This window comes from Parabacteroides goldsteinii (assembly GCF_020091425.1).
GTDB classification, from domain to species: Bacteria; Bacteroidota; Bacteroidia; order Bacteroidales; family Tannerellaceae; genus Parabacteroides; species Parabacteroides goldsteinii.
The window spans coordinates 6231883-6252908 of record NZ_CP081906.1 but is presented as its reverse complement, the minus strand read 5'-3'; the positions used below and the strand labels follow the sequence as shown (position 1 = coordinate 6252908).

Genomic DNA, 21026 nt, shown 5'->3' with positions numbered 1-21026 from the left:
GCCCTCGTGAACAGAAATCATCCCTAGGTTATTCCGCTTTTCTTATCAGATCAGCCGTCTGGCCTTCCTCTTTCAGATAAGTTTCTATATGACGTTTTTTCTTGTCTTCCAGAATCTCATTGATCGCAATCAGGATACCGGTCTCTTCCACATCCCCAAATTCATGGTTGATAGCCGTCCCGAACACGCGCATCTTCGGTGAAAGGCTCATATAGGCATTCACCAGCGGCGGCACATTGATACCGAATTTACGTACTTCCTGATTCAATACCTTATAATTGTCCTTGAAGTTATCATAACGGAACAACTCCTTCATCTTCTCTATGTCCGTATCGGTTTCCAACGGATAGACCGGAGTCACCAGCTTATCCGCATCCGGAAAGTGCATCCCCAGAAAATAAAGAATCATATTACGTGCTTCCGTATTATACGTATTATACATCGTCACCTTCCCGAAATAATATTGCAAACTCGGATCGACTACCGACAAAGCTCCCAATCCATCCCACAAATTATCCAACACAAACAATCCTTTTGCGCCAGCACGTGTAGACTGATATTCCAAAGTAACGAAAGAACGGCCCAACTCGACCGTATAAGGGAGGAACTCTTTATTAAACTTTTCCGAGAAATTAAACAGATGCGAAGTAGCCAGCATCGGCTTCCCGTTCTCATCGAACTTGACATCCGAACCGCACAGAAAACGGTAACCGCCCAGGATCTGCTCATCTTCCGGACTCCAGACAATCAACTGCCGATAAGCGTCCTCCATCGTATCGAACTCGTCGATATCTACCGGGAACCCCGTTCCCCCACCATAATAACGAAATGCGATTTCCCGCAGACGCCCGATCTCCTGCATCACATGGGGAGCGTCGTGGGCTGTAACAATATATATTTCATTGTTTGACTTATTCGTGCTGCGGAGTTTCTTTTCTTTCGTCAACTCCGACTCCAGAAGAGCACGATCAATCGGCTTAATAATGTCTTGCATATATTATAGAGTCTATGTTTTCCTGAGATTATAAGCAAGTTCCTTCACCCACTCAGCCCATTCGGCCGGCTTCTTGCTGCTATCGAAAGTCTGCCACGGGACAGGCTTGCCAAAATGGATACGGAACGTTTTATGCTTAGACCGGAACATCTCATCCGGCAAATAAATCATTTCATAGTTCATCTTTATACCCAACCTCTTGCGCAGATTTGCCAACCGATAGAAGAAATTAGAGTTTCTTCCTTCGAAATATACTGGAACGACATCCCGCTGATGTTCGACTGCCTTCTGGATAAACGATTTCTTCCAGTCGGTATCCTGTATCTGTCCGTTTATCTTGCGCGAACAAAGTCCTGCGGGGAACGTCACGATCTGATTTTCGGAAGCATAAGCCTCGTCGATCAGCCGGGCATTGTTTTTACCCTGCGCACCATGTTTGTTGATAGGGACAAAGATGGACCTTAGATTTGACAAGTAGAGAAGCAGGTCATTGACCAGGTAACGGATCTTTCCGTCATAATGCCGTCCGATCACTGCCGAGAGGCAGATACCGTCAAGCCCTCCCAACGGATGGTTGGAAGCAAAAATATAGCGGCCTTCCGCCGGGATGTTCTCTTCGTTCACCAGTTCCAGGGTCAGGTCAAAATAACCGATCAGTTCCTGCATAAAATCAACCCCATCCTTATCATGATAACGGGTTAGGATATCATTCAGTTCGTCCTGATGAATGGTACGAATCAGATAATTGACAATAAAACCGGGTATTTTACCGGCCACGGAGGGCGTTTTCTGCTGTAATACCTGTTTTACATCAATTTGTGTAATACCTTCTTGTGCCATCTTGCATAACTCTTGTCAGCAGCAAAGATATAGCTAATAATTAAATTTGAATGCATTCGGCAAAAGTTTTTAAGAAGTTTCAAGTACTTAAGCCATATGTTCTTTACTGCCGGATAAAATAAAACAGCACCTGTATCCGTTATACATTATACTATCTGACGCGTATGCACGAACATGGAGATGCGAATTCTTCCATCAGAATTCATATTTTTTGCATAAGTTGAAACAAAATAATCAATAATTATGTTTTTATAAACAGAAATGAAGATGCATATATATACACAGACAGATGTTAATTAGCATAAACGGTTGTTTTAAAAGACAATAAGAAGAAAACCGGAGTATTCGGTAAACCTTTTTTAATATAAACAACCCACTATTTTTACCTTTTTTGTGTAAATATTAAACTAAAATGAGCGTTATTTGTTCTGTTAAAAAGAGAAAGTATTTAGAATGAGGAAATCTACGATTTGGTTACTCGCAGTTGTGATGGCATTTGCTTTTGCTGGTTTGCTTTTCCTACAGGTTAAGTACGTGAGCATCATACTCAAAAAAAGCAGCGAGCAATTCAATGAAACAGTCAAAAGAAGCCTGCACCAGGTCTCAAAAAACCTGGAGTTGGATGAAACGCAGAGATATCTGGAAGAAGATCTTAAGCGTGACGAGAGTTATTATCTGCAAAATAACCAGGATCCCCAAGAGATTGCTCAGACAATCACCCAGCAGAAACTACAAATAAAGGATGCCAACGGTAATATACTGCAAATAGATCAGCTACACAGTTTCAGTCAGAAATTCGAACCGCTGTCATCGCTGGACAAAAAACAAACGTCCAATAATATTATCAGTACGTCCCAGGATCTGCAAAAAACGCTTATGCGCCGTCTTAAATATCAGAATGCTTTGATGCAGGAAGTTTTGGTGAATATATTAAATACGGCAAACCTTAAACCGATTCAGGAGCGTGTCGATTTTAAGAAGTTGAACAATTACTTAAAATCAGAATTTATTAACAATGGTTTGAACCTGCCGTTCATATTTTTTGTTATAAACAAAGACGGGAAAACCGTGTACCAGAGTGGGGAAATAAAGAAGGAACCTATTGCGTCTGATATAATTACGTACGTATTGTTCCCGAACGATCCACCCTCAAAGCTGAATTATCTGAAAGTATACTTCCCTACAAAAGGTGACTATATTTCAAGTTCTGTAACATTTATTGTACCGTCTGTTCTTTTCTCGCTGATACTGTTGGTAACATTTATCTTTACCATATATATTGTATTCCGCCAGAAGAGACTGTCAGAAATGAAGAACGACTTTATCAACAATATGACGCACGAGCTGAAAACTCCGGTTTCCACTATCTCGCTGGCGGCACAGATGTTGAAAGACTCGGATATAACGAAAAGCCCCGATGTATTCAAACATATATCAGGCGTGATAAATGATGAAACGAAGCGATTAGGCTTCCTGGTTGAAAAAGTGCTTCAAATGTCGTTGTTCGAACGGCAGAAAGCAGCATTCAAACTGAAAGAAGTAGATGCAAACGACCTGGTGATCAGCGTAGCAAACACCTTCGTCCTGAAAGTAGAAAAGTATGATGGCTCACTCGACATTGACTTGCAGGCAACCGATTCGTCCATCTACGTAGATGAAATGCATATCACCAATGTATTGTTTAACCTGATGGACAACGCAGTGAAATACCGCCGTCCGGAAGTGCCGCTTACATTGATGGTAAGAACCTGGAACGACAACAACGGAAAGCTGCTGATCTCCGTTGAAGACAATGGTATAGGAATCAAGAAAGAATACCTTAAGAAAGTATTCGACCGCTTCTTCCGCGTACCGACAGGGAATGTACACGACGTAAAAGGTTTCGGTTTGGGACTGGCTTACGTCCGTAAGATTATCGAGGACCATAAAGGTACGATCCGTGCTGAAATGGGACCCGGAAATGTAGGAACAAAATTTATTATTACTTTACCTCTTATAAAAAGTTAGTTATGGAAGAAAAACTGAAAATCTTCTTTTGTGAAGACGACGAAAACCTGGGTATGCTATTAAGAGAATACTTACAGGCAAAAGGTTATGTAACAGATCTTTTCTCTGATGGAGAAGCTGGTTACAAAGGTTTCACCAAAGGCAAATATGATCTTTGCGTATTAGACGTGATGATGCCGAAAAAAGACGGTTTCACTCTTGCACAGGAGATCCGTTCTATAAATCCTGATATTCCAATTATTTTCCTTACTGCAAAGACGATGAAGGAAGATATTCTGGAAGGATTCAAGATCGGTGCAGACGACTATCTGACAAAACCGTTCAGCATGGAAGAACTCTTGCTTCGTATCGAAGCAATCCTTCGCCGTGTGAAAGGCAAGAAGATGAAAGACATTCCTTTCTACAAGCTGGGTAATTTCTTATTCGATACGCAGAAACAAACACTGGCTATCGGTGACAAAGTGACTAAGCTGACTACTAAAGAATGCGAACTGCTGAGCCTGTTATGTGCTCATGCTAATGAAATTCTGGAACGTAATTATGCACTGAAAACTATTTGGGTAGACGATAACTACTTCAATGCCCGTAGTATGGATGTGTATATCACTAAACTTCGTAAACTGTTGAAAGATGATCCCGGAATCGAAATCATCAACATCCACGGTAAGGGTTACAAACTGATCACTCCTTCAGGAGAAGAACAGGCCCGCGAAGAAGGTATCCAGGTACTTTAATGAACATATCCCGGAGAATAGCCGCCAAAAGCGGATTCTTCGGAAGATAAAATAAGAAAGGCATTGCTGCTCGAAAGAGTTAGCAATGCCTTTTTTATGTTGATTGAATACTTGCTCCGGAAGCAACAGTCCGAGTTAATAATCTACTGTTTTATTTTTCTTTTTCCACCAAAGGAATGTCACCAGAGTTATAACGGTGATGATACAGCCGATAGTTTGTGAAACAGTAACATCCATTCCCAGACCTTCAGGGGCAACAAAGATATAAGTCGAACAAACGGCTGTCATAAACAGGGCCGGAATCAGGGTGACGATGTACAGTTTTTTGGAACGTGTCAGGAAGACTGTCAGTGCCCAAAGAGTAAATACAGCCAACGTCTGGTTTGTCCAGGCAAAATAACGCCAGATCATATCGAAACCGTCCTTATCTTTCAGGCTATAGAGCAATATGCCGATCGCCACAATAAACAAAGGTATACAAATCACCAGACGGCTTACCATGCTTTTCTGTTCCTTATGCAGGAAGTCGGCTACAATCAAACGGGCCGAACGGAATGCCGTATCACCGGAAGTGATCGGAGCGGCAATAACTCCCAGGACAGCCAGGATACCTCCGACCGTACCGAGCCATTCTTTAGTGATGCTATCTACAATTACAGCAGCATTACTTTCTCCCATCCCGTTATTATGATAGAAATAAGTTGCAGCAGCAGCCCAGATCAGGGCAACAATACCTTCCGTAATCATCGCGCCAAAGAAGACGGGACGTCCCATCTTTTCGCTCTTGATGCAACGAGCCATCAACGGACTTTGTGTCGCATGGAACCCGGAAATAGCCCCGCAGGCAATACTTACAAACATGATCGGGAAAATAGGTAGATTCTCCGGATGCTTATTGGCTAACCCGTCCGTCAACTCAGGCAGGGGAGGATGATTCACAAACAACATCACCAGAATGCCGACTGCCATAAACAGCAGGGCTGCGGCAAACAACGGATAAATCTTTCCGATGATTTTATCAACCGGTAACAAAGTAGCCAAGATATAATAGATAAATACCACGAATATCCAGAATGTAGCATCAAGATACTCCGGTGTCAGCTTCGCCAGTAAACCGGCCGGACCGGCTACAAAAACGGCACCGACCAATATCATCAAGACCACAGTAAAGCCGCGCATGAATTGTTTGAAGTTATTTCCGAGATAACGTCCGATAATCTCCGGGAGACTTTCCCCGTTATGACGCAATGAAAGCATTCCCGCCAGGTAGTCATGGACAGCTCCGGCAAAGATCGTCCCCAGGACTATCCACAGGAAAGAAGCCGTACCGAACTTTGCGCCCATAATAGCACCGAAGATCGGACCAAGGCCGGCAATGTTCAGAAACTGAATCATAAAAACTTTCCAGGAAGACATCGGAATGTAATCGACTCCGTCCTGATGGGTGTAAGCTGGGGTTGTACGGGAAGGGTCCACCCCGAAGATACGTTCTATAAAAGAACCGTAGATAAAATAGCCGGCAATAAGAGTTGCCAGGCAGCAGATAAAGGTTATCATTATAAAGAGTTATTAGAATGTTGGTCTATTCAGAAAAGGATATTTATCGATACACAAACGGGATATCCTGATGGTTTAGTTAGTATAAGATATGAACTACCTTGTCCCCGTGCTTGACACGGGGTCGCAGAAGGACCGGCAGTATATAGGATACGGTTTGTGCCTTTGCGATCCCGTGTCAAGCACGGGAACGGGATAGCTCAATTCTTTCTAAATATCAGCTATTCAGCAAACGTTTTACCGTTTCAGAGATAGCACGTCCTTCCGCTTTACCGGCAAGGGCTTTAGAAGCTACGCCCATAACCTTGCCCATGTCTTTCGGGCCGGCAGCACCTACCTGGGCAATGATGGCCTTTACCTCAACTTCCAGTTCTTCGGCTGTCATTTGCTTCGGAAGGTAAGTTTCAAGCACTTTTACCTGCGCCAGTTCGGCTTCAGCCAGATCGGCACGACCTTGCTGAGTATAAATTTCAGCTGAGTCTTTGCCCTGTTTTACCAGCTTCTGAATAATCTTCAACGCATCGGCATCCGTCAGGGTATCGTTGGCACCCGGAGCTGTCTTAGCTTCCAGGAAGAACTTCTTTACATTTCTCAATGTTTCGAGGGCAACTTTGTCTTTTGCCTTCATTGCGTTTTTAATGTCTTCGCTGACTTTTTCAAACAAATCCATATCTAATTTCTTTTTTAAGAATTATCGGAAACTTATCACCTGCTTACCGCCCGTATCGGGTTTCTTCCCTTCGTTACGCGGCGCCGAAGGAGTCGTTGTCGCAGAAGATGAAACCGGGATCTCGGCACCCATCACTTTGGAACGGGCACGGGCAATCACTTTCGGGTCACGGTTATAGGTAGGATTATCTTCGATCAGGGCGATTAGGGCATCGTCGTCCAGTTCATCCTGATTCAACACGACCGCTTTCGCACGGGCTGCCACACGGCGCATACGCTGGCCGGAAGCTCCGTAATATTTGTCGATCAGGTCTTTTTCGGCACGTTCCTTGTTCAGGCGTTCTTCTTCCAGGCGCAGTTCCTCTTCGGTCATGCGGCCTTGCTCGATCTGACGCTTTTCGGCGATCTGAGGAATGTCTTCCATACCGAAACCGGTGGCAAGGATAGTCATTTTAACCTTTGTCCCCAACGTATTGTCGATTGCCGTACCCCAAATCACTTCGATGTCACGTCCGAAGCGTGACATAAAATCGTGTACGTCATTCATTTCTTCCATACGCAACTCAGCCTCTTCGCCAAACGATACGTTGAACAATATCTTTTTAGCATTAAACACGTCGTTGTTGTTCAGCAGCGGAGAGTTCAGAGCATCTTCTATTGCCTGGCGCACACGACCTTCCCCTTCACCGAAACCGTTACTCATAAGAGCTACGCCACCATCTTTCATAGTGGTATTGACATCGGCAAAGTCGAGGTTGATAATACCCGGAAGAGTGATGATCTCGGCAATGCTCTTAGCGGCAATGGTCAAGGTATCATCGGCTTTTCCGAAAGCATTCGTCATGGTCAGGTCGGAATATATTTCACGAAGACGTTCGTTGTTGATAACCAGCAAAGCATCTACGTTCTTACTGATCTCTTCCACCCCGTTCAACGCTTGGATGATTTTGCGTTCACCTTCAAAGACGAAGGGGATTGTAACGATACCGACCGTCAGTATTCCCATATCCTTGGCAAAACGAGCGATTACCGGAGCGGCTCCCGTTCCCGTACCACCACCCATACCGGCAGTGATAAAGACCATCTTGGTACCGTCGCTCAGCATCTTGCGGATATCTTCCATACTTTCCTCGGCAGCCATCATGGCCCGTTCGGGTTTGTTTCCGGCTCCCAGTCCCTGGGTGATGTTACGCCCCAGAGGCACTTTGACCGGCACGTCCGAGCGGTTCAGTGCCTGGTTGTCGGTGTTACACAGAACGAATGTAACATCATGTATACCTTCTTTGTACATGTGGGTAACAGCGTTACCACCACCGCCTCCAACACCAATTACTTTGATGATCTTAGGAGTATCTGTCGGATAATTGAAACTTAATATTGTGTCGTCCATTGTCTTCCGGTTTTATTACATTCGCTGTTGTTACTTTATATCGTCTTCGTCATCAAACAAACCCTTACCAAACGTGTCTATACTTTTAGTGAGGCGTCCGAACAAGCCGGGACCTTTCTTCTTCTCCGGTTTCTTCTTAGGTGGCTCAGGAGTCTTTTTAGGTTCTTCCTCAACCGGCTCTTCTTTCTTCTCCGGTATAGGATCTATCTTAGGCGGTATATAAAGGGCACAGTTTATTGCTCCTCTTGCCAGCAAACCAACAGCAACAGCATATTCGGGATTGTTGGCAATCATTTCCCCGCTTTCCACGATACCCTTACGCACGGCAGAGTAGCGCACGTCCATCTTCAGACGTTCGCGGATCACCTCCGGCAGGTTCTTCAGAGCGGCACCACCACCGGTGATGATGATACCCGCACCAAGCGAGTTTATCAGGCCGGTTGCTTCAAGGCGGGCATATACATTTTCGAGAATCTCCTTCATACGCGCCTCGATCACATTATTGAGGTCGGCGAGTTTGATCTCGCGCAATCCCATACCATCGGCAGAACTTACCTGAATGCTCAAGTCATTATCTTTCTCCATCTGGGCACTGCCGTAGGTCAGCTTTACACGTTCTGCTTCGGCTTCTACCAGATGGAGACTGGTGATATCGCGGGTAATCAAATGGCCTCCGAAAGGAATGACGGAGAGGTTCACCAGCTGTCCGGCTTTATAGACCGTCAGCGTAGTCACTCCGGCACCGAAACCGATCAGGGCACAGCCCAGGTCCTTTTCATTGTCGGTCAGCACCACATCGGCCAGGGCCAGCGGCGAAACGACAATGTCAGCAATTTCTATTCTGGCACGGTCGGCAATACTGTTGATTACATAACGTTTCAACGAAGGCCGTCCGACAATCAGCTTATAGCGAGCTTCAATCCGGGTACAGGGAATGCCAACCGGATTAGGTTCAGGTTTATCATCTAAAAAATAGGTAGGAGAAACGGCAGCCAGCACATCCAGCATATCCGGATGATAATTGCGGCATTCCTCATACAGGCCGCTGATGACCTCTTCCGTCACCACCCCGTCGGTACCCAATATCCGGGGAACGGTATGGTCGATAGAGCGCAGCGACTGCCCGCCGATGCCGACATAAACCTTTCCGATGCGGGCACCGCCAAGTTTATTTTCCAGCTTCAGGATGAGTCGTTTGATCTTATTTGCTGTTTCTTCCACATTATATACACATCCTCTTCGTATACAGGTAGCGGAGTTCTCAACTTCGTAGGCAATAATCGAGAGAGCTCCCGTCGGGCTCTTCGTTCCTACCATACCGACCATGTGAGAAGAGCCAAGGTCGATGGCTGCTATAAAGTCTGTGTATGCCATATCATCTATCTTTTAGTACAAACAATCTGATCTTTGTATTTTAAATTTATTATACTGTATTTCTCCCAACCGACTTTCGGTATGACCTTGTCATAGAAGAGCCGGAGGTTATCCAGCTTTTCCTGGAAATCGTCGAAAGTACCCAGTACAATACGGTGGTTTCCCACCCGGGGAATCAGTTCCACTTCGTTGTCAGGATGAACATAAATCTGTTCTATCTGATTATTCCAGAACTCATTCTCCTGCAAAAATAATGCAAATTTGTATAAGTCGGTTACCGCCAGCTCTTTTTCGACATATCCACTTACCAAAGGGACATCGGCGACGTAACGGAAACTGACCGGCATCGTAGTGCCGAGGTTATCCACGTAGAAGTTTCCCCGGGAGCTAATCACACGCAAGATAGGTATTTTTTGCTCAACTTCCAGCTTTATGATCCCCGAAGGTGTCTTATAGGCTTCGATACGGGCAATCATTTCGTTCTTTTTGAGTTCGGTTTCTATCCTGTCGGTGTTGATAGCATCCATAGGCTTCTTGATCGGGTTCAGATCAGCCTTTTTAAGGATCGTCACCAGATCGCTTTCGCTTACAAAATGTTTGTCGAGACTGTCTTTCACCACGACCTGAAGGTCCTGGCATACCTTATCCTGCCTCATTTCACGGAAGAAGAAGGATACAAACACGATGTAACAAAACAACAGTGTAGCGACTACTATGGAAACTATACGAATCACAATTTCTTATCCAATATTTGTTTAACAGGTTCGATCAGCCGGTCTATATCGCCGGCTCCAACCATCAATACAACTTCAAACGTATCTGCCTCCTTCTCCACCAGGTCGAGCAGTTCGCTTTTACGAATCAGCTTCTTGGCTGGGATGGTGACAGCATCGAATATGATTTCCGAAGTCACCCCCGGAATAGGCTCTTCACGTGCAGGATAAATATCCAGCAGGATCAGTTCGTCCAACAACGACAGGCTGGCGGCAAAGTCGGGAGCAAAGTCGCGTGTCCGGGTATACAGATGCGGTTGGAAGATGCCCGTTACCTTGCGTCCGGCATAAAGTTCCTTCACAGATTGGATACTGGCAGCCAGTTCAGCCGGATGATGGGCATAATCGTCGATCAGGACGATAGCATCTTTCTTCAGATGGAAGTCGAAACGGCGTTTCGGACCAGCAAAGGATGCCATGCCTTTTCTTATTTCTTCCGGAGTCACGCCGTTCAGCCAGGCAAGGGCAATAGCGGCAACCCCATTCTCTATATTTACTTTTACAGGAACACCCAACTGAATGTTGGCAATACGGATATCCGGGCCAACGAAGTCGAAGTGGATCTCACCGTTTCCGATATGGATGTTTTCAGCATAAAAATCGGCTTCTTCTGCTCCGGTATAAGTATAGAGTTTCACACCCTCTTTCAGCCGGGGCGTTACGTTGATGCCTTTCTTCATGAGCAGGCAACCGTCGGGACGGATCAGCGAGGTGAAATGTTCGAAACTTTCACGATAGGCTTCCTCTGTGCCGTAGATATCCAGATGGTCCGGGTCGGCGGCAGTGATGACAGCCATATAAGGTGTCAGCCAGTGAAAAGAGCGGTCGAACTCGTCTGCCTCGATCACGGTCAGGTCACTTTTATCGGACAACATCAGGTTACTGTCATAGTTCTTCAGGATACCTCCCAGGAAAGCATTGCAATCGACATGTGATTGTTTCAGCAGGTGGGCAAGCATGGAAGAGGTCGTTGTCTTACCATGTGTTCCGGCAATGCAAAGGCCACGCGAACAGTTGGTGATTTCGCCTAAGACACGGGCACGTTTCATGATCTCAAAACCATTCTGACAAAACCAGGCCAACTCCGTATGCGTCTCGGGAACGGCGGGCGTATAGACAACCAAAGTCTTAGCCGGGTCTTTAAAAGCATCCGGTATCAGGGAGATATTATCTTCGTAATGAATAACGGCACCTTCACGGTTCAACTGTGTGGTCAGGTCGGACGGAGTCTTATCATATCCGGCTACTTGTTTTCCTTTTGAAAGGAAGTAACGGATCAGGGCACTCATCCCGATTCCTCCGGCTCCAACAAAATAAACAGCCGTTATCGTATTTATATTCATATTGTTTTCTTTATTACTTCTCTATTATCTTTACTATCTCATCGACAATACGGTCTGCACTCTGATGCTGGGCCAACTGTTCGATATTACTACTCAACTGAGCCAGACGTTTGTCATCGTGGATAACCTCCAGGGCTTTCGTTACCAGTTGCTGTTCAGCATCTTTATCTGAAACCATGATCGCTGCATCTTTGTTTACCAAAGCCATGGCATTCTTTGTCTGATGATCTTCCGCCACGTTAGGGGAAGGAACCAGGATGACAGGTTTCTTCAATAGGCAAAGTTCAGAAATAGAACTTGCTCCGGCACGGGAGATGATCAGGTCGGCAGCCGAATAGGCATAATCCATACGGGTGATAAAGTCGGAGCACCAGATGGGCATGCCGCGATAGGCTTTCAGATGCTTGGTGGCTTCGCTGTAATAATAACGCCCAGTCTGCCAGATCACCTGCACATCGGAAGCGAACAGTTTATCCAGGTCGCCCTGTATGCTGCGGTTGATCGTGCGGGCTCCCAGGCTACCGCCGACTACCAGTATCGTTTTCTTTTCCGGAGAAAGGCCGAAGAAAGCCAGCGCTTCCTCTTTCCTGTCGGTCGCTTCTTCCAGATCCTTGCGGACAGGGTTTCCGGTAATCACAATCTTGTCGGCCGGAAAGAACTTCTCCATACCGTCGTAGGCGACACATATCTTCGATGTTTTCTTTGCCAGCAATTTATTGGTTACTCCGGCATAAGAGTTCTGCTCCTGTATCAGGGTCGGGATGCCCAGCGAAGCCGCCATCCACAACGTCGGGCCACTGGCATAGCCGCCCACTCCCACTGCAATGTCCGGACGAAACTCGCGGATCGTCTTCTTCGCCAGTCCGAGGCTTTTACGCAGACGGTTGAGCACTTTTATATTGTTGAGCAGGTGGGCACGGTCGAAACCACTCACCGGTAAACCTACTATTTCATAGCCGGCAGCCGGAACCTTTTCCATTTCCATCCGGTCTTCCGCACCTACAAATAAGATTTCCGCATCAGGAAAACGTTTCCTGAAGGTATTGGCAATGGAGATAGCCGGGAAGATGTGTCCTCCGGTTCCGCCACCACTTATTATTATACGGTACTGTTCCTTCATTCTCTTGATTTTGTCTCTGTTACTACTTCTTCTGTTTCAGGCTGTGTGTCGGGCACCCAATTGGAGATTTCTTCCTCCGTGATGGCTGGGACTGCACCGGCGCCTTCGGTTTCATCTTCTTCCGGAAGTTCATCTTCCTCATTACCCATATTGGCTCCGAAACGGCTTACACTCAGGATGATCCCGAAATAAATACAGGATATCACCGTCGAAGTACCACCACGGCTGACCAACGGCATCGGCTGACCGGTTACCGGTATCAGATTGACGGCCACCGCCATATTGGCAAGCGCCTGCACGACGATCAACAGGCCGCACCCGAGCACCAGGTATTTGGGAAAGGCTTTCTCGCACTTTCGCGCAATCATCCCGACTCGCACCAATAACATGATATAAAGCATCAGCACGAATACGCCGCCTACCACACCCAATTCTTCAATAATGATCGCATAAATAAAGTCGGAATAGGCCTGCGGAAGAAAATCTCTCTGCTGACCATGACCGGGCAACTGTCCGAACACTCCTCCGCGTGCAATCGCGATCTTCGCATGGGAGACCTGGTAATTATCGTCTGTGATCTTATATACTCCGTTCTCGTCGGTATCCGATTCATGCCCGTCGAAGAAACGCTCCAAACGTCCCTGCCAGGTACTGAAACGGTCCGGCAAATATTGGGTCACCCCTGCCGGCGTAAACCGCAGCAAAACAATAAACAAGATAAGTGCCAATATCAGGACACCCGCCAGCTTCCCCAACTTCATCAATGGCAACTGGCCGATGAACATCATCAGGAAACAGACCCCGAACAGCATAAACGCCGTCGAAAAGTTTTCCGGAAGAATCAACACACAGGTCACTCCCACCCCGATCAGTATGTATTTGAATATCTGGTCGTCGGTAAAACGACTTCGCTTACTGAGCAGGAAGGCGATAAACACAATGGAGGCCAACTTGGCAAACTCCGAAGGCTGGAACTGTATACCGAATATCTCCAGCCAGCGGTGCGCGTCGTTGGCATTGATCCCAACAAAAGGCGTGACAAGCAACATCAGCACCGAGACGGGCAGCAACAATATAAACGCCGGAAAGAACCGGCACGGGACATTGTGCAACAGCAAAACCAGCACAAACCCGCCCAGCAGGAAAGTGGCATGACGAACGATCGGCGCCCAATGATTCGCGTTCTTGTAGGCGATCGTACTCGTGGCACTGAACACCTCAACAACCGAAATCAGGCACAGGAACATGAAGATGATCCATATCACCCGGTCGCCCTTAAATAATTTACTTGCCAGATCCATTCTATACTTGTCTTTTATTCAAATTAAAACTACGGCAATCTCCGGATTCCCGATATTTATATTTCCGATGACCGGAAGAGTACTGTTCCGACCATCGGATTAACATTGTTCCACCCATCGGAAGAGCACTGTTCCGACCATCGGAAAAGCGTTATTCCGACAACCGGAAATTAAAGACTGCGTACGCAAGCCTTGAACTGGTCGCCGCGGTCTTCGTAACTCTTGAAGAGGTCGAAGCTGGCGCAGCACGGGGATAACAAGACCGTATCTCCCTTTTCTGCCAGTTTATACGCTTTGTTTACCGCTTCTTCCATTGAGCGGACATCTTCTATCTGCGCTACTTTCCCATCGAAAAAGGCATGTAGCTTGGCATTGTCGACACCCAGAAAGATCAAGGCACGTACTTTCTGTTTCACAAGTTCTTCAATCTCGGAGTAGTCGTTACCCTTATCCGTCCCGCCCAGTATCAGTACCAGCTTGGTAGTCATACTTTGCAAGGCATACCAGCAAGAGTTTACGTTTGTTGCTTTCGAATCGTTGATATAATCTACTCCGCGTACACGGGCAACCTTCTCCAGGCGGTGTTCCACCCCGGTAAAGTCACTCAGTGAAGCCCGTATATTCTCATCGTGGATATCGACCACCTTGGAGGCGATACCCGAAGCCAACGAATTGTACAGGTTATGTGTACCCGTTAATGCTAATAAGTCCTGATCCATTGTAAATGTTCCGTTTGAGGTTTCAATTACTATTTGCTTATTATCCGTATATCCCTTCACGCCGTCTTCATATGTTTCGGCGAATGGGTAAAGAGTAGCCGCAGGATGGCGCTTGGCAATCTCGCGTGCAATGATCGGGTCGTCGTTCCAGAAAATAAATGCATCTTCAGACGTCTGGTTCTGAATGATGCGGAACTTGGCGTCCACATAATTCTGCATCTCGTAATTATAACGGTCCAGATGATCGGGCGTTATATTCAGTAAGATAGCTATATCCGCTTTGAAGTCGTACATGTTATCCAACTGGAAACTGCTCAGTTCGATGACATAGACCGCATGCGGTTCTTCGGCGACCTGTAAGGCCAGGCTGTTACCGACGTTTCCTGCCAACCCGACGTCCAGTCCGGCTTCTTTCAGGATGTGGTAGGTCAGCATGGTGGTCGTTGTTTTCCCATTGCTACCGGTGATACAGATCATTTTCGAGTCGGTGTATCGTCCGGCAAATTCGATCTCGGAGATGATATGCGTCCCCTGTGCTTTCAGCTTTTGGATGATCGGAGCCTTGTCGGGTATTCCCGGGCTCTTGATGATCTCGTCGGCATTCAGAATGTCGGCTTCGGTATGCCGTCCCTCTTCCCAACGGATTCCGTGGGTGTCCAGCATCTCCTTATACTTGGGTTTGATAGACGAAAAGTCGGAAACGAACACGTCAAATCCTTTCGCTTTCGCCAATACGGCAGCACCTGCACCGCTTTCTCCTCCCCCTAATACAACAATTCTTTCCACGTTTATATATATTTATTATCTCATCTTCAATGTGACGATCGTAATAACCGCCAGAATAATACCAATCAACCAGAAGCGCACCACGATCTTCGATTCGGGCACTACATTGAACGGTTTTTGTATCAACGCCTGTATACCAGCATTCCCAGCTTTCTGGAAATGATGATGTAATGGCGTCATTTTAAATATGCGACGACCTTCGCCATACTTCTTCTTTGTATATTTAAAGTAAGCAACCTGTGCCATCACCGAAATACTTTCAGCAAGAAAAATACCACAAAGAATCGGGATAAGCAACTCTTTACGGATAATTATGGCAAACACAGCTATAATACCTCCCAGCGTCAAACTACCCGTGTCACCCATAAATACCTGTGCCGGATATGAATTATACCACAGGAAACCGACTGTCGCCCCGATAAAGGCTGCCGCAAAGACCACCAGTTCTTCCGCCCCCGGAATAAACATGATATTCAAGAAGGAAGCAAACTCGAAGTGAGACGACATATAAGCCAATATCCCCAGAGCAACCCCAATAATCGCAGAACTTCCGGCAGCCAGTCCGTCCAACCCGTCGGTTAGGTTCGCCCCGTTTGAAACGGCCGTCACCACAAAAATAGTCATCAGCACAAATACCAGCCACGCTGCTTCTTCCTTATAATCGCCCGCCCAGCTAACCAGTTGGGCATAATCAAAGTTGTTATTCTTCAGGAACGGGATCGTTGTCTTGGTCGACTTGGTTTCCACCGTATGATAATGTACTTCTTCAATTACATTATCATGGCGCACTTCCATATTCTCCTTTATCACAACATCCGGACTCATAAACAACACCAGTCCGACAATCAGTCCCAGACCGATCTGTCCGACAATCTTGAACTTGCCGTGCATCCCTTCCTTATTCTTGCGGAAGACCTTGATATAATCGTCAGCAAAACCGAGAGCACCCAGCCAGACGGTCGTCACCATCATCAGGATTACGTAAATATTGTTCAGCTTGGCGCAAAGCAATGTCGGGATCAAAATGGCAATGATAATAATGATACCTCCCATTGTCGGCGTACCTTTCTTACTCATCTGTCCTTCCAGTCCGAGATTACGCACGGTTTCACCGATCTGCAATAATTGCAAACGGTCGATGATACGGCGGCCGATCGCTGTCGAGATGAACAAAGAGAGGATCAACGCCAGTCCGGAACGGAATGATACGTACTTAAACATCCCCGCCCCAGGGAGATCCAGCTGATCCAGATAATTAAAAAGATAATACAACATAAAAACTTCGTTTTCGATTGACAGTTGACAGTTATTTGTGATGAACATTTAACTGTCAACTATCATCTGTCAATTGTCAACTATTAAATATATTTCTTATTACTTCGCGGTCATCAAAATGATGTTTCACACCTTTTACTTCCTGATAATCTTCGTGTCCCTTGCCGGCAACAAGGATCACATCGCCTTTCTTCGCCAACATGGCTGCCGTTTTGATGGCTTGCATGCGGTCGGTGATACAGAGCGTACGTTCCATATCCGCCTTGCTTAGTCCAGCCACCATATCGTTGATGATATCGTCCGGTTCCTCAAAACGAGGATTATCAGAAGTCAGGATGACCTGGTCGCTCAGCTTGGCGGCTTCCTTTGCCATCAACGGGCGTTTGCCTTTGTCACGATTTCCTCCGGCACCCACCACGGTGATGATGCGGCCTCTGCCATTCAGCACCTCATCGATACCGTTCAACACGTTTGTCAAAGCATCCGGCGTATGAGCGTAATCGACAATTGCCGTATAACCCTTCGGAGACTGTATCGTTTCAAAGCGGCCGGAAACCGAATGAAGCGTGCTTAACACAATCAGCGTCTCTTCCGGGTCTTTGCCCAAAGAAACGGCAGCCCCGTAAACAGCCAGCAGGTTGTAAGCATTGAATCGGCCTACAAAGTGGACAACTACCTCACGGCCGTTAATAATCATCTCGGTTCCTTCAAAGTGCGATTCAAGAATCTTTCCTTTGAAGTCAGCCAATGTGCGCAATGAATAGGTCAGCTTCTTTGCTGCCGTATTCTGAAGCATTACCAGGCCTGATTTGTCGTCGGCATTCGTCAGTGCGAAAGCATCAGCAGGCAGGTCATCGAAGAATTTCTTCTTGGCTTTCAGATAATTCTCTACTGTTTTATGATAATCCAGATGGTCACGTGTCAGGTTGGTAAAAATACCACCGTCGAACGAAAGACCACTGATACGTTTCTGGTCGATCGAATGGGAACTGACTTCCATAAAAGCATATTCGCATCCGGCTTCCACCATCCGTGCCATCAGGCTGTGAAGGGTGATCGGGTCGGGTGTCGTATGATCGGTCGGAATCGCTTCGCCGTCAATGTAATTGCATACAGTTGAAAGCAGGCCTACCTTATGTCCCATCTTACGGAACATTTCATATAATAAGGTAGCGATAGTCGTCTTGCCGTTCGTTCCGGTAACGCCCACCAGCGTCAGTTTATCCGAAGGATTGTCATACCAGGTCGAAACCAATTTACCCAATGCATCCGCCGAATCTTTCACCCGGATGAAAATGACATTTCTCCCGGAAGGATTTCCATTTTCTTCCGAAAGGGATGGAATTTCCTCGCAGACTACCGCTACGGCACCTTTGGCAATGGCTCCGTCGATATAAGCGTGACCGTCGACTGCCGTGCCTCTTACCGCCACGAACAAAAAGCCGTCTTCCACCTTACGGGAATCAGACTGGATACCTGCGATTTTTACATCATCTGTTCCTACGACTTCCAGTACATCCAACGTATGAATCAATTTCTTCAGTTCCATATTCTATCTGTTTACGGAGAGGTCCGGAAACCTCCCCTTTCTATTATCTTAATGTTAAGCGAATGGACTGTCCTTTGGCAATTCGTGTGCCTGCTCCCATCGACTGGGCGGAAACACGTCCCATTCCATCCAATACAACACGCAAACCGGCACTTTCAAGCAGGAAAACCGCATCTTTAGCGCCCATTCCAATCACATTCGGCACCAGGCCTTCACGGATTGTCAGGTCACGCAGATGAAGTTCTTCTTCGCCTTCTTCACGCTTTGCGACAACCCATTTTGTCTCCAGGCTGTCTGTATTTGCACTGACATCGAGTTTATCCAATACATTTTCCAGTGCCTCCAGATTCCCGTTCTTTGCTGCCGGCAATATCACAGCTAATGAATCGCGCTCCATATCACGTACATCAAACGACATATGGCTGGCATATACTTTCTCGGCAATGGCTTTTACCACGCCCCCAGACATCGTTCCACCGGACGGATAACCGATACGCGGACGGCGGATAACGACAATACAGGAATATTTCGGCTCGTCGGCCGGGAAATATCCGCAAAAAGCAACCTGGTGCCCGCTTGTACGGTAAACACCGCCCGAAGCAATCTGCGCCGTACCTGTTTTTCCGGCTATACGGATGATATCCGAATGAACGGCTTTACCGGTTCCTTTCTCTACTACGCCCAGCAACATATCTTTGATAATCTCCAGTGTTTTGTCTGAACAGATAGACGATTTCAACACCTCTGTTGAGAAACTCTGCACCGTCTTTCCGTTGTGCATAATCTCTTTAGTAAACATCGGGCGCACCATCTTTCCGCCGTTTGCAATGGCATTGAAGAATGTCAGCGTATAGATAGGCGGTATCTGCGTTTCATATCCGAAAGACATCCAGGGCAATGTTGTCTTCGACCAGTACAAGGCGGTATCGTTCGGCATACGAATCTTGGCACGTCCGGCTCCCGGGATTTCCAGGTTCAGCGGAATAGTCAAGCCCAACTTATACAAACCTTCCACATATTTGGTCGGGTTCTTTTCGTACCCTTTCAGAATAATCTTTGCCACACCGATATTCGAAGAATACCAAATAGCCTGTTCTGCCGAGATACGACCGTAACCGCCTTTATTCATATTATGGTCGGTCATACGGGCACCTTTATACATATAAATACCTTTGCCCACATCCACCGTATCGCTTGGCTGGCAGATTCCGTCTTCCAAAGCGACCATCATAGAGGCGACTTTGAAGGTCGAACCCGGCTCTATCTCATCCGCTACTGCATGGTTCTTGGTTTCAGCATAAGCGCCTTCACGGATACGGCCCATATTGGTGATCGCTTTCACCTCGCCTGTCGCCACTTCCATGACAACGGCAGTTCCGGATTCAGCGTCGATCTTCTTCAACATATCGACCAATGACTTCTCGGTTATATCCTGGATATTGATATCAATCGTAGTCCGGATATCCATGCCATCGACCGGCTCTATCTCAACAACATTCGTCCATCCGCCACCAACACGACGAACCGAACTCACTCCGGGTTCACCCCGAAGCAAAGAGTCGTACTGCAACTCCAACCCGTTCTTTCCTTTGGTCACCCCTCCGGCTTCAATCTCACCGTAAATATCTCCGATAGTACGGGATGCCAATGTCCCAAAGGGTTTCTGGCGTTGCACCATTTCCTTCGTATAGAATCCACTCTTATAACGGCTCAAACGGAGAAACGGGAATTTCTTCATCTCTTTCAGGTCGGTATAAGAAGCACGCCCCTCATAAACGGGATACTGACGGCTTTTGCTATTCAGTCCGCGAAGCAGATGCGCCTTATAACCGGCCGGCGTACGATTCTTAAATTTACGTGACAGATAAACGGCTAGCGAATCCACCCCGTTCACCTTCGAATTCCGGAACGTATCGACAGAAAATCCGTCGGCACGAAAGTCGATATAGGTATAATAACGAGGCACACTGGTTGCCATCAGCTTTCCATTGGAAGAATAGATGTTTCCACGTCCGGGTAATATCAGACGGTTCGGGCGTTTCTGGCTTTCGGCCACCTTCTCCCATTTCTCCTTCTCCACAAAAGCTGTATCAAACGTGCGAAACAATATGCCCACTGCTATAAGCCCCAATAATAGCACGACAAGAAAGTAACAGAATAATATACGGTTACTTTTCGGGGCGATTTCTATTGGTTCATTCTCTTCTGCCATATTTATTTGTATAATTCATACGGCGGAGTTTTGGCTCCTTCCAGTTCAATACCTTGTTCTTCAATCAATAATTCTACTTGCGACTGACGGCTGTTGCCCGTCAGTTCCGATGAAATAGACAATGCCTCGAAACGAATGTCGCGCAAACGTTGTTGCAGGCGGTCGATCTCCCTTAGTTTCTGCATGCAGGTGTAGCGGTTGCCGATGAAGAAAAATATCATTATCACAACAAGCACAATCATTCTTGTGTGTTTAACGATAAAATCCTCGTTCAGGATACCACCGCCCAGCACATACAAAAGAGAAAGACGTTTCTCTTTTTTCTTTGACTTTTTACGTTGTTGTTTTTCCTCCATAACTCCCTTTTTAATTGAAAATTATAC

Annotated in this window: 17 protein-coding genes; 2 read left to right on the top strand and 15 right to left on the bottom strand. The window is 46.6% G+C overall.

Going from position 1 to position 21026, the window contains the following annotated elements; genetic code table 11:
* Window positions 1-28: 28 nt before the first annotated feature.
* Both K6V26_RS25665 and K6V26_RS25660 read right to left on the bottom strand, forming a co-directional pair.
* Complete coding sequence (locus K6V26_RS25665; protein WP_048316051.1) at window positions 29-994, bottom strand: GNAT family N-acetyltransferase; 966 nt, start codon at window positions 992-994, stop codon at window positions 29-31.
* A gap of 12 nt (window positions 995-1006) precedes the next feature.
* A complete protein-coding gene (locus K6V26_RS25660; RefSeq protein ID WP_224264208.1) occupies window positions 1007-1834 on the bottom strand; it encodes a 1-acyl-sn-glycerol-3-phosphate acyltransferase in 828 nt (275 codons plus the stop codon).
* A gap of 453 nt (window positions 1835-2287) precedes the next feature.
* Between K6V26_RS25660 and K6V26_RS25655 the strand changes: the two genes are divergently transcribed.
* Complete coding sequence (locus K6V26_RS25655; RefSeq protein ID WP_009859905.1) at window positions 2288-3841, top strand: sensor histidine kinase; 1554 nt, start codon at window positions 2288-2290, stop codon at window positions 3839-3841.
* 2 nt (window positions 3842-3843) lie between these two features.
* Window positions 3844-4575, top strand: coding sequence for a response regulator transcription factor RprY (gene rprY, locus K6V26_RS25650; RefSeq protein WP_005861388.1), 732 nt, complete (start codon window positions 3844-3846; stop codon window positions 4573-4575).
* 135 nt (window positions 4576-4710) lie between these two features.
* Here the strand turns inward: rprY and K6V26_RS25645 are convergent, their stop codons facing one another.
* The 13 genes from K6V26_RS25645 to K6V26_RS25585 form a co-directional block, all read right to left on the bottom strand.
* On the bottom strand, window positions 4711-6132 hold the full coding sequence (locus K6V26_RS25645) for a carbon starvation CstA family protein (RefSeq protein WP_224264207.1): 1422 nt from the start codon (window positions 6130-6132) through the stop codon (window positions 4711-4713).
* Between the two features lie 217 nt (window positions 6133-6349).
* Window positions 6350-6802: a GatB/YqeY domain-containing protein gene (locus tag K6V26_RS25640; protein WP_009859907.1), complete on the bottom strand. Its 453-nt coding sequence runs from the start codon at window positions 6800-6802 to the stop codon at window positions 6350-6352.
* Between the two features lie 21 nt (window positions 6803-6823).
* Complete coding sequence (gene ftsZ / locus K6V26_RS25635) at window positions 6824-8191, bottom strand: cell division protein FtsZ (RefSeq protein WP_129696842.1); 1368 nt, start codon at window positions 8189-8191, stop codon at window positions 6824-6826.
* Window positions 8192-8221: 30 nt separating this feature from the next.
* Complete coding sequence (gene ftsA, locus K6V26_RS25630) at window positions 8222-9565, bottom strand: cell division protein FtsA (protein ID WP_010800794.1); 1344 nt, start codon at window positions 9563-9565, stop codon at window positions 8222-8224.
* A 5-nt stretch (window positions 9566-9570) separates the two neighbouring features.
* On the bottom strand, window positions 9571-10299 hold the full coding sequence (locus K6V26_RS25625; protein WP_009859910.1) for a cell division protein FtsQ/DivIB: 729 nt from the start codon (window positions 10297-10299) through the stop codon (window positions 9571-9573).
* Window positions 10296-11681, bottom strand: coding sequence for a UDP-N-acetylmuramate--L-alanine ligase (murC, locus tag K6V26_RS25620; RefSeq protein ID WP_224264206.1), 1386 nt, complete (start codon window positions 11679-11681; stop codon window positions 10296-10298). Before murC ends, K6V26_RS25625 begins: the two co-directional genes overlap by 4 nt.
* Before the next feature lie 13 nt (window positions 11682-11694).
* Complete coding sequence (gene murG / locus K6V26_RS25615) at window positions 11695-12801, bottom strand: undecaprenyldiphospho-muramoylpentapeptide beta-N-acetylglucosaminyltransferase (protein ID WP_046146137.1); 1107 nt, start codon at window positions 12799-12801, stop codon at window positions 11695-11697.
* A complete protein-coding gene (locus K6V26_RS25610; protein ID WP_009859913.1) occupies window positions 12798-14102 on the bottom strand; it encodes an FtsW/RodA/SpoVE family cell cycle protein in 1305 nt (434 codons plus the stop codon). Before K6V26_RS25610 ends, murG begins: the two co-directional genes overlap by 4 nt.
* A gap of 170 nt (window positions 14103-14272) precedes the next feature.
* Window positions 14273-15607, bottom strand: a complete 1335-nt coding sequence (gene murD, locus K6V26_RS25605) for a UDP-N-acetylmuramoyl-L-alanine--D-glutamate ligase (RefSeq protein WP_224264205.1) — start codon at window positions 15605-15607, stop codon at window positions 14273-14275.
* Between the two features lie 15 nt (window positions 15608-15622).
* The gene (gene mraY / locus K6V26_RS25600) at window positions 15623-16882 is read right to left on the bottom strand and encodes a phospho-N-acetylmuramoyl-pentapeptide-transferase (protein ID WP_044215089.1); all 1260 of its coding nucleotides are present in this window, start codon (window positions 16880-16882) and stop codon (window positions 15623-15625) included.
* Between the two features lie 76 nt (window positions 16883-16958).
* Window positions 16959-18431 carry a UDP-N-acetylmuramoyl-L-alanyl-D-glutamate--2,6-diaminopimelate ligase gene (locus K6V26_RS25595; protein ID WP_010800798.1) on the bottom strand — a complete coding sequence of 491 codons (1473 nt, stop codon included), beginning with the start codon at window positions 18429-18431 and terminating at the stop codon, window positions 16959-16961.
* 43 nt (window positions 18432-18474) lie between these two features.
* Window positions 18475-20643, bottom strand: coding sequence for a penicillin-binding protein (locus tag K6V26_RS25590; protein WP_195585830.1), 2169 nt, complete (start codon window positions 20641-20643; stop codon window positions 18475-18477).
* 2 nt (window positions 20644-20645) lie between these two features.
* Window positions 20646-20999 (bottom strand): FtsL-like putative cell division protein, encoded by a 354-nt coding sequence (locus K6V26_RS25585; RefSeq protein WP_009859918.1) that lies wholly within the window; start codon window positions 20997-20999, stop codon window positions 20646-20648.
* Window positions 21000-21026 lie beyond the last annotated feature (27 nt).

Excerpts from the sequence above, each read along its gene's own strand:
- K6V26_RS25665 (WP_048316051.1), bottom strand. The coding sequence starts at position 994 with ATGCAAGACATTATTAAGCCGATTGATCGTGCTCTTCTGGAGTCGGAG.
- K6V26_RS25660 (WP_224264208.1), bottom strand. The coding sequence starts at position 1,834 with ATGGCACAAGAAGGTATTACACAAATTGATGTAAAACAGGTATTACAG.
- K6V26_RS25655 (WP_009859905.1), top strand. The coding sequence starts at position 2,288 with ATGAGGAAATCTACGATTTGGTTACTCGCAGTTGTGATGGCATTTGCT.
- rprY (WP_005861388.1), top strand. The coding sequence starts at position 3,844 with ATGGAAGAAAAACTGAAAATCTTCTTTTGTGAAGACGACGAAAACCTG.
- K6V26_RS25645 (WP_224264207.1), bottom strand. The coding sequence starts at position 6,132 with ATGATAACCTTTATCTGCTGCCTGGCAACTCTTATTGCCGGCTATTTT.
- K6V26_RS25640 (WP_009859907.1), bottom strand. The coding sequence starts at position 6,802 with ATGGATTTGTTTGAAAAAGTCAGCGAAGACATTAAAAACGCAATGAAG.
- ftsZ (WP_129696842.1), bottom strand. The coding sequence starts at position 8,191 with ATGGACGACACAATATTAAGTTTCAATTATCCGACAGATACTCCTAAG.
- ftsA (WP_010800794.1), bottom strand. The coding sequence starts at position 9,565 with ATGGCATACACAGACTTTATAGCAGCCATCGACCTTGGCTCTTCTCAC.
- murC (WP_224264206.1), bottom strand. The coding sequence starts at position 11,681 with ATGAATATAAATACGATAACGGCTGTTTATTTTGTTGGAGCCGGAGGA.
- murG (WP_046146137.1), bottom strand. The coding sequence starts at position 12,801 with ATGAAGGAACAGTACCGTATAATAATAAGTGGTGGCGGAACCGGAGGA.
- K6V26_RS25610 (WP_009859913.1), bottom strand. The coding sequence starts at position 14,102 with ATGGATCTGGCAAGTAAATTATTTAAGGGCGACCGGGTGATATGGATC.
- mraY (WP_044215089.1), bottom strand. The coding sequence starts at position 16,882 with ATGTTGTATTATCTTTTTAATTATCTGGATCAGCTGGATCTCCCTGGG.
- K6V26_RS25595 (WP_010800798.1), bottom strand. The coding sequence starts at position 18,431 with ATGGAACTGAAGAAATTGATTCATACGTTGGATGTACTGGAAGTCGTA.
- K6V26_RS25590 (WP_195585830.1), bottom strand. The coding sequence starts at position 20,643 with ATGGCAGAAGAGAATGAACCAATAGAAATCGCCCCGAAAAGTAACCGT.
- K6V26_RS25585 (WP_009859918.1), bottom strand. The coding sequence starts at position 20,999 with ATGGAGGAAAAACAACAACGTAAAAAGTCAAAGAAAAAAGAGAAACGT.